This window comes from Bacteroidales bacterium (genome assembly GCA_023228145.1).
Taxonomy (GTDB): domain Bacteria; phylum Bacteroidota; class Bacteroidia; order Bacteroidales; family CAIWKO01; genus CAIWKO01.
This window is the reverse complement of sequence record JALOBU010000008.1, coordinates 22585-34510: the sequence shown is the minus strand read 5'-3', so window position 1 is coordinate 34510 and position 11926 is coordinate 22585. Positions and strand designations below refer to the sequence as shown.

At 39.4% G+C, this 11926-nt stretch carries 6 protein-coding genes; 4 read left to right on the top strand and 2 right to left on the bottom strand.

The genetic code is table 11. The features are described from left to right. Window positions 1–16: 16 nt before the first annotated feature. The 4 genes from ruvA (at window position 17) to M0R16_05565 (ending at window position 9301) form a co-directional block, all read left to right on the top strand. Window positions 17–619: a Holliday junction branch migration protein RuvA gene (gene ruvA / locus M0R16_05580; protein MCK9612355.1), complete on the top strand. Its 603-nt coding sequence runs from the start codon at window positions 17–19 to the stop codon at window positions 617–619. 27 nt (window positions 620–646) lie between these two features. Then, window positions 647–7927, top strand: a complete 7281-nt coding sequence (gene sprA / locus M0R16_05575; protein ID MCK9612354.1) for a cell surface protein SprA — start codon at window positions 647–649, stop codon at window positions 7925–7927. A gap of 59 nt (window positions 7928–7986) precedes the next feature. After that, window positions 7987–8367 carry a glycine cleavage system protein GcvH gene (gene gcvH / locus M0R16_05570; protein ID MCK9612353.1) on the top strand — a complete coding sequence of 127 codons (381 nt, stop codon included), beginning with the start codon at window positions 7987–7989 and terminating at the stop codon, window positions 8365–8367. A 160-nt stretch (window positions 8368–8527) separates the two neighbouring features. Beyond that, window positions 8528–9301 (top strand): TonB family protein, encoded by a 774-nt coding sequence (locus M0R16_05565; protein MCK9612352.1) that lies wholly within the window; start codon window positions 8528–8530, stop codon window positions 9299–9301. A gap of 201 nt (window positions 9302–9502) precedes the next feature. On the opposite strand, the gene metK is transcribed toward M0R16_05565, so the two are convergent. Both metK and gldA read right to left on the bottom strand, forming a co-directional pair. Further along, window positions 9503–10843 (bottom strand): methionine adenosyltransferase, encoded by a 1341-nt coding sequence (gene metK, locus M0R16_05560; protein ID MCK9612351.1) that lies wholly within the window; start codon window positions 10841–10843, stop codon window positions 9503–9505. Between the two features lie 160 nt (window positions 10844–11003). Then, a complete protein-coding gene (gldA, locus tag M0R16_05555) occupies window positions 11004–11915 on the bottom strand; it encodes a gliding motility-associated ABC transporter ATP-binding subunit GldA (protein ID MCK9612350.1) in 912 nt (303 codons plus the stop codon). Window positions 11916–11926: the final 11 nt, after the last annotated feature.

The following is an 11926-nucleotide window of genomic DNA, read 5'->3' as shown; positions in this document are numbered from 1 at the left end:
TGCCTTTTAATATACCATGATTTCTTATATAGAAGGTACTCTTACTGAGAAAAATCCTGCCTATGCGATTCTTGAAACTGGCGGAATAGGGTATTTTATGAATATCTCCCTGAATACCTTTTCAAAACTTGGAGAAATTGGAACTAAATGCCGCTTATTTACGTATATGGCGGTTAAAAACGAAGCAACAACTCCGGTGGGAATTACTCTTTATGGCTTTTACTCCCCGAATGAACGTGAATTATATATTAATTTGCTTTCAGTAAATGGCGTGGGGGCAAATACTGCCCGTTTAATACTTTCATCCCTGACAACAGACGAAGTGATTAGTGCATTAGTAAACGGATATGTAGCGGCTTTTGAACGGGTAAAAGGTATTGGTTCGAAAACAGCGCAAAAAATCATTATAGAACTGAAAAATAAATATGCAAAAATTGCGTTACAACAGGATGTTGTTATGCCTTTGCACAATAAATACAAAGAAGAAGCTTTATCAGGTTTGATAATATTGGGTTTTAATAAAAACAATGCAGAAAAAGCCATTGACAGGATACTAAAATCTGATGTAAATATTGAGACTGTTGAAGAGTTGATAAAAAAAACATTGAAAATTTTATAATTGAAAGAGCATTAAACACCAGTCTTGTTGAAAGCAGCCAGATATATAATTCAAATTTTAGCAGCCTTATTCTTACTGTCAATCGCTATTGCCAGCAGTGTTCATGTTCCTGTCAATTATAGTGTTGCCAAAAAAGAACTTATATTGCCCCCCGATACCAACCCGCCGGATTCTCTCCAATTTCCTTTTGATGATAATAGCGGAAATCCCTATGATGCCGGACAAAACGGTGGGCTTTACATGAACAACCCGTCCAATGTGCAAACCGAGGTTGTGTATGACCCGGAAAATAATGAATATATTATTAAAAATAATGTCGGAACGCTTGAATACCGCCCGTCAAACTATATGAGTTTTGATGAATATACCAATTTTGACATGGACCAAGCCTTGCAGCAATATTGGCACGACAGGAATAAAGCCAACCGCGGTTCAAAAGGTGATGGAAATATTATTCCCAAAATTCATATCAACAACAAAGTATTTGACAAGATATTCGGAGGCACCACTATAGATATTCGCCCTTCAGGCTCTGCGGAACTGATATTTGGGGTTATCTCAACCAAAACCAACAACCCTGCACTCGATGTGAAACAGCGCCGCACCACAAATTTTGATTTTCAGGAAAAAATACAGCTTAATGTAACAGCCAAAATAGGTACACGAATCGAATTTATGGTAAGCTACAATACAGAATCGTCTTTTGATTTTGAAAACAAGATGAACCTGAAATATGAAGGCGAAGAAGATGATATTATTCAATTAATTGAAGCAGGAGATGTTACACTGCCCCTGAACAGTACCTTAATTACAGGAAGCCAATCTTTGTTTGGTATTAAAACAAAATTAAAATTCGGCAGGGCAACAATTACGGGACTTTGGTCTCAACAAGAAAGCAATACCGAAAATATTACCGTTTCGGGAGGAGCACAAACAAGCGAATTCAATGTTAAGGCTGACCAATATGAGGAAAACAAACACTTTTTTCTTTCACATTATTACCGTGACAATTACGAAAACTCGCTGAAAAAACTTCCGATTATCAACTCGAACATCAATATTACCAACATAGAAGTTTGGCTTACAAATATTGGAGCGGCTACAACAGACAATCGCAACATTGTTGCATTTCAGGATTTGGGCGAGGCACAGAAAATATTTAATGGCAACGTACATCAGACCGGTTACTATCCCGATAACGAAGCTAATGATTTGATTACCTTTCTGGTGGATCCGGGGCAAATACGAAACCTGAATAATGTTAATAATTATCTTGCTTCTTTGGGAATGGTTTCGGGCCTTGACTATGAAAAGGTTGAACTTGCAAGGCGTTTACAACCATCGGAATATACTTTTAACAGCAAGCTGGGCTTTATTTCACTTAATACTTCCCTGAACTCAGACCAGGTATTGGCTGTCGCATATCAGTACACCCTCGTTGGTGACACTACGGTGTATCAGGTTGGGGAAATGACAGGAACGGGAGTCAGTGCGCCGAGTTGCCTGATGCTGAAACTGCTTAAGAGCACTACCTTGAACACTAAAACTCCTATGTACAAACTGATGATGAAAAACGTGTACTCTATTGGAGGATATCAAATCAATTCTCAGGATTTCAGGCTGAATGTTTTATATTCAGGAGAAGAACAAGGAATTCCCATGGGGTACATTACTGAAGGGGCAATTGATGGCAAGCCTCTCATCCGGGTGTTGGGCTGTGACCGCCTTGATATGAATCAAAACCCTGTTCCTGACGGAGTTTTTGATTTTATTGATAATGCGGCTACCGGTGGGGGGTTGATACAATCAACCAACGGAAGAATATTCTTTCCTGTTCTTGAACCATTCGGAAGCAACCTTCGACAAGCTATCACAGGCGGAAACCCTTTGCTTAATCCTATAGCCGACAAATATTGTTACGATTCCCTCTACAGCATGACAAAAACCGGGGCACAGCAATATCCAGACAGAAATAAATTTTCCCTTCAGGGTTTTTATAAATCCGCCTCCGGCTCGGAAATATCCCTTGGGGCTATGAATGTGCCTCAGGGGTCCGTCAAAGTTACTGCGGGAGGAATACCATTGACAGAAAATGTTGATTATACCGTTGATTACACGCTGGGAAGAGTTAAAATTATAAATGAAGGTATTCTGAACTCCGGAACTCCCGTAAATATTTCTTTGGAAAACAACAGCACTTTTGGTATCCAAACCAAAACACTCATGGGCTTGAGAGTGGATTATATGGTCAACAAAAACCTCAATATCGGAGGCACTGTGCTTAACCTTACCGAAAAGCCGCTGACACAAAAAGTGAATTTTGGCGATGAGCCTATCTCAAACACCATATGGGGTGTTGACGGAGCTTACACTACAGAGGCACGCTGGCTGACAAAATTAGTTGACCTTTTACCATTAATTGAAACAAAAGCCCCTTCCAATGTTTCTATAAATGCTGAATTTGCCAACCTTATTCCCGGGCATTCCAAGGCAATTGGGAAAACAGGAACGTCATATATTGATGATTTTGAAAGCAGTAAATCAACCATTGACCTCCGAAATGTGGGAAGTTGGTTTTTAGCAAGTACTCCTCAGGGGCAAACCGATTTGTTTCCTGAAGCTGTGCTGAATTCCAATTTGGCGTTTAACTATAACAGAGCAAGGTTGGCCTGGTATGTGATTGACCCTTCTGTTTTTTACCGCGATAACAATCAATTGCCACCCAATATTACTACTGACGACATTTCAAATCATTTTGCACGAGAAGTTTATGAACAGGAAGTTTTTCCCAACAGGCAACCTGAAAACAACCTTCCTTCTAATATTGCTGTGTTAAACATGGCATATTATCCTTGGGAAAGAGGCTCGTATAATTATGATGTGGATGGTTCGGAGGGATATTCAAAAGGTATAGGCCCTGACGGGAAACTGATAGACCCGGATACCCGCTGGGGGGGTATGATGCGCCGGATAGAGTCAACAGATTTTGAAGAAACCAATATCGAATATATTGAATTCTGGATGATGGATCCTTTTGTGTATAATACTTCACACACAGGGGGTCAAATGTATATTAACCTGGGAGATATTTCGGAAGATGTTCTGAAAGATTCCCGTAAAAGCATTGAAAACGGATTGCCACCCGACGGCACAACGGAAGATGTTGACACTACCGCGTGGGGTATAGTCCCAAGCCTTCAGCCGTTGACTAATTCTTTTGACAACAACGAAAGTGCCAGGCCTTATCAGGATGTGGGTTTGGATGGTATAAATTCAGGCAACGAAAACATCTTTTTCAGTGATTACATAAACCGTATAATAAATCATGTGGGGACAGGCTCTGTCGCCTATCAAAATGCTATTGCTGACCCATCAGGCGATGATTTTCATTATTTCAGAGGTCCTGATTACGATAATGAAAGCAAATCAATACTTCAGCGCTATAAAAAATTCAATCTTACAGAGGGAAATTCTCCTACCGACCAGCAAACACAAGACCTTTATGGTGTGAGCTATCCCATGCAAGCCACAACACTACCGGATGGCGAAGACATAAACAGGGATAATACCCTTAGTGAAGGAGAAAGGTATTTTCAGTACCGCATTGACCTTGACCCTTCAAAAATGGTTGTTGGGCAGAATTATATCACCGATGAACTGGAAGCCACTACGGGCAGATTGCCAAACGGGACTTCCACAACAATTAAATGGTATCAATTCAAAGTTCCTGTAAAATCTCCCGATAAAATTGTCGGAGGCATACAGGATTTTAAATCCATACGCTTCATACGTGTATTTTTCAAGAATTTCAGCGACTCAGTCATTTGCCGATTTGCTACTTTTGACCTGGTAAGAAGCGACTGGCGTAAATATGATTACAGCCTGCTTGCACCCGGGGAATATATCCCCGTTGATGATATTACCCTGACATCTTTTGATGTCTCCGCTGTAAATCTTGAAGAAAATGGCCAACGCACTCCTGTAACTTATGTTATTCCGCCGGGCATTGAAAGAGAAACCAATTATTCCAGCACGACCATGCAACAGCTGAACGAGCAGGCTTTATCCATGAAGGTATGCCACCTTTTTGATGGCGATGCCAGAGCGGTTTATAAAACCTGTGACTTTGACATGCGGAAATTTAAAACGTTGAAAATGTTTGTTCATGCGGAAGCCACGGGTAATGAATCGCTGATCAAGGATGGCGACCTGACCGTTTTCCTCCGTCTGGGCTCTGATTTTAAAAGCAATTATTATGAATATGAAGTTCCTTTAGAATTAACTCCCTGGTTTTCGAGCGACGAGGAAGCTATCTGGCCCGAACGTAACAGAATGGAAATTGTGCTTGACGAACTGGTTGAAGTTAAAAAAGAAAGAAACACCTTACTTCACCAACAGGGAACATCTGTCTCTGTTTCTTTGCCTTATGAAGTTTATGATGACAGGAACAACAAGATTACTGTTTTGGGGAATCCAAGTATCAGCGATGTAAAAGTTATTATGATTGGGATAAGAAACCCCAAAAAGACAGATTTGGGTTCGGCCGACGATGGTAAAGAAAAATGTGCAGAAATATGGGTGAATGAATTGCGTCTCACTGATTTTGACCAGAGTGGAGGATATGCCGCCACAGCAAGGATTTCGGCCAATCTTGCCGATTTCGGAAATGTTAGTCTTGCCGGAACCATAAGTACTCCCGGCTTCGGAAGTATCGACAAGAAACTCAATCAGCTTCAAAAAGAAACTATGATATCTTATGATATCGCAACAAATTTAGAGTTGGGCAAGTTTTTCCCCGAGAAATGGGGCATAAAAATCCCTATGCACTTTGATTACTCAGAGCAACGAGCTATACCCGAATACAACCCCATAAATCCCGATGTTCTTTATAAGGACGATTTACAAACCTATGCAACACAAAGAGAAAGAGATTCTGTCAGAAAAATTACTCAGGATGTAACCACAAGAACCAGCGTAAATTTTATGAATGTCCGCAAAACAAAGGTGGGCGCCAACACCAAAAGCCATATCTATGATTTGGAGAATTTTGATTTTACTTATGCCTACACCGAATTATTCCACAGAAATGTTGACATTGAATACGACAGGAGGATTACTCACATGGGAGGGCTGGGATACAATTACACTGCCAATTTAAAACCTGTAAAGCCACTGGATAAATGGAAACTCTTATCAAAATCAAAATGGCTGCGGATTATCAAAGACTTTAATTTTTATTACATGCCCAAGATGCTTTCGTTCCGCACCGATTTGAACAAGCAGTTTCAGGAAAATTTATTGCGAAACAAAACAAATGCACTTATTATCCTTGAACCAACCTATGTGAAACGTTTTGGGTGGACACGCGATTACGCGTTTAAATGGGACCTGACACAAAACCTGAAACTCGATTATCAGGCACATGCCATAGCCTTGATTGACGAACCCCCGGGAAAAATTGTTAAAGGCCAGCCGGATTACAAAGAAAAAAGAGACTCTATTTGGAAAAACGTCCTTGATTTCGGCCGTATGACAAATTATAACCAGTCTATTGACATTAATTATACGCTTCCCATAAATAAAATTCCGATATTTAACTGGATAAACATCACTGCCAGGTATGGGGGAAATTATGTTTGGACCGCTTTACCCTTATCAACAGACGATTATGGTAATATTGTTGAAAATTCCTTTGGAAATACCATTGAAAACTCCAACACACAACAACTTAACTTCACAGCAAATCTGCTCAATTTATACAACAAGGTTCCTTATCTAAAAAAAATAAACGATAAGGCGAGGTTAAACACCAATAAGCCTCCTCAAAAAACTAATATGCCAGATGAGAATGCAAAAGCTGACTCCACCAAACTTAAAGTCAATGCCGGTAAGCTTATCCTCGATAACGCCCTTGGAATTCTTATGCTTGTCAGAACCTTAAACATTTCATATCAGGAAAGCAACGGACGTGTGCTGCCGGGTTTTATATACAAACCCGTGGCATTAGGTATGAACTGGAAACATATGGCCCCAACTTTTGGGTTTGTAATGGGGAGCCCCGGAGATATGTTTAATTCTACAGAAAATATTATAGCGAAAGCATTTCAAAAGGGCTGGGTAACAAGAGATACAAATTTGAACATTCCCTTTGCCGTTAAACAATCCAAAGTGCTCAACTATCAGACATCCATCGAACCTCTGGCAGGAATGAGAATTGATGTAACCGGAAATACCAATTATGCCAAACAAAGTCAGGCCTTTTACAAATATGCCGGAGAGTTTGAGGCCAGCGACCCATATTCTATGGTTGAAAGCGGTAGCTTCAGTATGACCATTATTGGATTAAAAACAGCTTTTATCGGGGATAATAAAGATAATTCATCAGATGTATTTGAAAAATTTAAAGAATACAGAATAATTATAGCTACCCGACTTGCAGAACAAAACAACCGTTATTCAACCGGCGGAATTATTGATTCAACAGGCTTCCCTGATGGGTATGGCCCTACATCGCAAGATGTGTTGATCCCTGCATTTCTTGCGGCATATCTTGGTAAAAAACCCGAAAATGTAGCTTTAACACCATTTTCGGAAAAAATATTAAGAGCAATTCCCCTGCCGAACTGGCGACTCACGTACACAGGATTGACAAGAATAGCAGCTATAAAAAAATATTTCCGCTCCATCACCATAAGCCATACATACCGTTGTACTTACAATGTAAATTCTTTTGCGACAAATGTTTTGTATAAAGAAGATATCGATGGATATGCATATATACGCGACCAGATGGGAGATTTTATTTCCAAAAGAGAAATAGGGCAGGTTTCTATTACTGAGCAATTCAGCCCCCTGGTTGGTTTCGATATGACTATGAATAACAGCCTTTTATTGAAGCTGGAATGGAAAAAATCCCGCAACCTGTCGCTTAGCTTTGCCAATACCCAGCTTACGGAAATAGTGTCGAACGAATATGTTATTGGCGCAGGGTATCGTTTTAAGGATGTGTCGTTTAACTTAAATCTTGGAGGAAGAAGAAGGCTGATAAAAAGTGACTTAAACCTGAAAGCTGATTTCTCAATACGAGATAACAAAACAACCTTAAGAAAACTTGTGGAAAACATGGATCAGGTTTCCTCCGGAGGCAGGATATATTCAATTAATGTTTCTGCTGATTATCAGATTAGTGAAAAGTTTAATGTCCGATTGTTTTATGACCACATCATTAACACACCCTATGTGTCATCTCAGTATCCCAATTCAAACATCAATGGGGGTATCAGCCTGAGATTTACCCTTGCTCAATAAAATTTACAACTATAAAAAAAATAGTATATTTGACAAAAATTAAATAATCAAACAACATCATGAAAATAGAAGAAAATTTATTTTACGCAGAATCCCATGAGTGGATTAAGGTTGACGGGACCGAAGCTTATATTGGTATTTCCGATTTTGCCCAACATGAACTGGGGGATATTGTTTTTGTTGAAGTTGATACTGTGGGCGAAACCCTTGCTAAAGGAGATACTTTTGGCACTATTGAAGCCGTGAAAACCGTTTCGGATATGTATATGCCTGTTAGTGGCGAAATTCTTGAGTTTAATGCCTTAATTGAAAGCAATCCCGAAACGATTAATAAAGACCCCTACGGAGAAGGCTGGATTATTAAAGTAAAACTCACTTCTCCCGAAGAGATAGGCTCGCTTATGAATGCAGAAGCTTACGGACAAAAGGTAAATTCTTAATAAGACAAATTACAGGAAAAGCTCTTGCGTAAAAACGCGGGGGCTTTTTTTATTTTCAAATAAGGCAATAAATTTTCCGAAGGAATCTAAATATTTTACTGTTGCATGTAAAAAACATTTTTTTGGCATTAAGATTGAACTGTAATATAAAACTTTGAATGTGAGATTTGGTTCAGACAATATAGATGAAATTGTTTTTCAATACAGAAATAAATCTTATGGAGCATATCTGTTGCGGAAGAAATATAATAAGTTCCTTATTGCGGCAATAATTATCTCTTCTGTTTTTTTCTTCCTTGCGGCATTTATACCCTCTCTTATGTTTCACAAACCCGAAACAACAATTATAGAAAATAAGCTATACACCGAGTTTATGCCCGTTCCTCAGGAGAAAAAAAAGAATCCGGAAACGGATTTACCTCCTGAGCTGCAAAAAATAAGAAAAGCCGTGAAATTTGTTGCTCCTCAGATTGTTGTTACGCAGGAAGAAGAAGTGGCTTTCTTTATAAATGAAGAAATAAAAGGAGATACTGCCGGGGAGGGTACATCATCAGAAGGCAGCAATAAAGGTGTACTCGACGGTGGGGAGCCAGCCAGCGATGCCGTATATACTTATGTTGAAGAGTCGCCCTCATTTCCCGGCGGAGAGAAGGCAAGAATTAATTTTTTAAAAAACAATATAAAATACCCTTCCACTGCATTGCAAAACAAAATACAGGGGAAAGTCTATATTTCGTTTATTGTTGAAAAAGACGGAAGTTTATCAAATATTTCTGTTCTGCAGGGAATAGGCGCCGGTTGTGATGAAGAAGCGCTAAGGGTTACCAGGCTGATGCCCCGCTGGAAGCCCGGAAAAACCCAGGGACATGAAGTACGGGTGGTAATTACCATGCCTGTAAATTTTGTTCTGCAGATGAGTAGCCCGGCACAATGATATAATACCGATTGCACATTCAATATAGTCCAAAGTTGACTTTTTCTTATTGGACTATTTTCATGTAGCATCGGCATTAACCATTGTAATTTATTTTTTGTCTTTGGACTAAAAAATAAATACAATTGGTATAATTTGCCAAATAAAAAAACCAAAGAAAAATAAACTTCTTTGGTTTTTTGTGAAAATACAAAAAAGGGTTTATTTCAGGTTAAACTCCTTTTTAAGTTTTTCAACGTAGTCAAGCTTTTCCCAGGCGAAGAACTCAACTTTTTTAAAATGAACGGGAACCCCATTTATTTTTTTTGTTTTTGTGGTATCATCAGTATAACCTACTTCAATTTCTTCCACATAGTTTGTTCTCCCAAAATGCCCGTAAGCGGTGGTTTTTTTGAAAATTGGGTTTTTCAGCCCGAAACGTTTAATAATTGCATAAGGTCTCAGGTCGAAGATTTTATCAATTTTTTTTGCAATATCTCCGTCAGCCATTATCTTTCCTTTGGCATTTTTTACCCTTGCTGTACCATAGGTGTTGACAAAAATTCCAACAGGTTTTGCCACTCCGATAGCATAAGCCACCTGAATGAGTACTTCATCGGCAATGCCTGCCGCCACCATGTTTTTGGCTATATGTCTTGCTGCATAAGCTGCTGAGCGGTCAACCTTTGATGCATCTTTTCCTGAGAAAGCCCCGCCGCCATGAGCGCCTTTACCGCCATAAGTGTCCACAATAATTTTACGTCCTGTAAGCCCTGTATCGCCATGAGGTCCACCAATTATAAACTTACCTGTAGGGTTTACAAGCAAGCGGAAATTTTTCATAAAGAGTTTCTGGACACGTTCAGGCAATGTTTTAATAACACGGGGAATTAAAACAGTTTTGATGTCTGTGATAATTTGTTCCTGCATTTTTTTCTCGGCAATCTTGATTTCTTTTTCTGAGTTTTTTTCAGGTTTAATGAATTCATCATGTTGTGTGGAAATAACAATGGTGTCAATTTTTAAAGGATTATCATGTTCATCATATTCAATGGTAACTTGTGATTTTGAGTCCGGACGAAGGTATTTCATTTTTTTTCCTTCGCGGCGAATAGCCGAAAGTTCCTGAAGTAGGATATGTGCCAGTTCGATAGGCATGGGCATATAATTATCCATGTCTTTGCAGGCAAAACCAAACATCATCCCCTGGTCGCCGGCACCTTGTTCTTCTGGTTTTTGACGTTCCACCCCCTGGTTGATGTCAGGAGATTGCTCATGTATTGAAGAAATAACACCGCAAGATTCCGACTCGAAATTATAATCAGCCTTGGTGTAACCCACTTCACGTATAACCTCACGAGCGGTTTTTTGTACATCAACGAAGCCCTTGGTTTTGACTTCGCCACCGCATATTACAAGTCCTGTGGTAACAAAAGTTTCGCAGGCCACTTTTGAATGTGGGTCTTGTTTTAGAAATTCGTCAAGTAATGCATCAGAAATCTGATCTGCTAATTTATCCGGATGTCCTTCTGATACGGACTCGGAAGTAAATAAATATCCCATAACATTTTTTGTTTAAGTTAATAATTAGTTTCGGGAAGCTTAAGGATTGTATCGGCGGGAAAATTTTTGTTTTAGCATTTTTTTCCGTGGTTGCAAGCAATCCAAATCTTTCCACTTTGCATCTGCAAAATTACATATTTTTTTAAAACAAAAAAAATTTTTATTCTTTCGTTAATTGATGAAACACATCTTCTATACTGATTGTTTCCTTGTGCATAGAAAGTACTTCCAGATTGTTTTTTACGGCAAATTTAAAAATTTCACTTCTCACGTCTGAGCCTTCGTCAGATTCCATTTCCCAAATATGCCCTCTTTTATGTGTTACCTTAAGCACTCCCGGTATTCTTTTCAAAAAGCCATGGTCAACATTCGTATTGAATTCCACGGTAACTGTATTCCTTTTTTTGAGGAGATTGTGCATATTAGTTGTCAGTTCGTCAGCCACAATAAGCCCTTTGTTGATTATTATGGCCCGGTTACAGACAGCTTCCACTTCCTGCATGATGTGGGTTGAAAGCATTACCGTTTTCTCACTGCCGATTTTTTTAATAAGCGTGCGTATTTCAAGTATTTGATTGGGGTCAAGGCCGGAAGTGGGTTCATCAAGAATAAGAACTTCGGGATGATGCATCAGCGCCTGGGCAAGGCCTACTCGTTGACGGTAACCTTTTGATAACGCCCCGATTTTTTTATGTTGCTCCGTTTCAAGCCCCGTAATATGAATCATTTCCTTAACGCGTGTATTTTTATTTTTTCCAAGCTGGTGCAGCCCGGCAACAAAAAGTAAAAATTCTTTTACATACATCTCAAGATACAGGGGGTTGTGCTCGGCCAGATAACCAACTTTTTTACGCACTTCCAGGGACTGTTCCCTCACATCAAGGTTGCACACATAGGCATTGCCGGATGTGGGAGGTATGAATCCTGTAAGGATTTTCATCAGAGTGGATTTTCCGGCTCCGTTAGGCCCCAGCAAACCAACAACTTCACCGCTTTTTATCTCGAAAGCAACATGGTCAAGCGCTTTTTGTTTGCCGTATTTTTTTGTTATCTGGCTGACTTTAATAGACATGATTGTGGCAT

Bases quoted from the DNA above. Each gene is read 5' to 3' on its own strand.
- gldA (MCK9612350.1), bottom strand. From the start codon at position 11,915: ATGTCTATTAAAGTCAGCCAGATAACAAAAAAATACGGCAAACAAAAA.
- gcvH (MCK9612353.1), top strand. From the start codon at position 7,987: ATGAAAATAGAAGAAAATTTATTTTACGCAGAATCCCATGAGTGGATT.
- ruvA (MCK9612355.1), top strand. From the start codon at position 17: ATGATTTCTTATATAGAAGGTACTCTTACTGAGAAAAATCCTGCCTAT.
- metK (MCK9612351.1), bottom strand. From the start codon at position 10,843: ATGGGATATTTATTTACTTCCGAGTCCGTATCAGAAGGACATCCGGAT.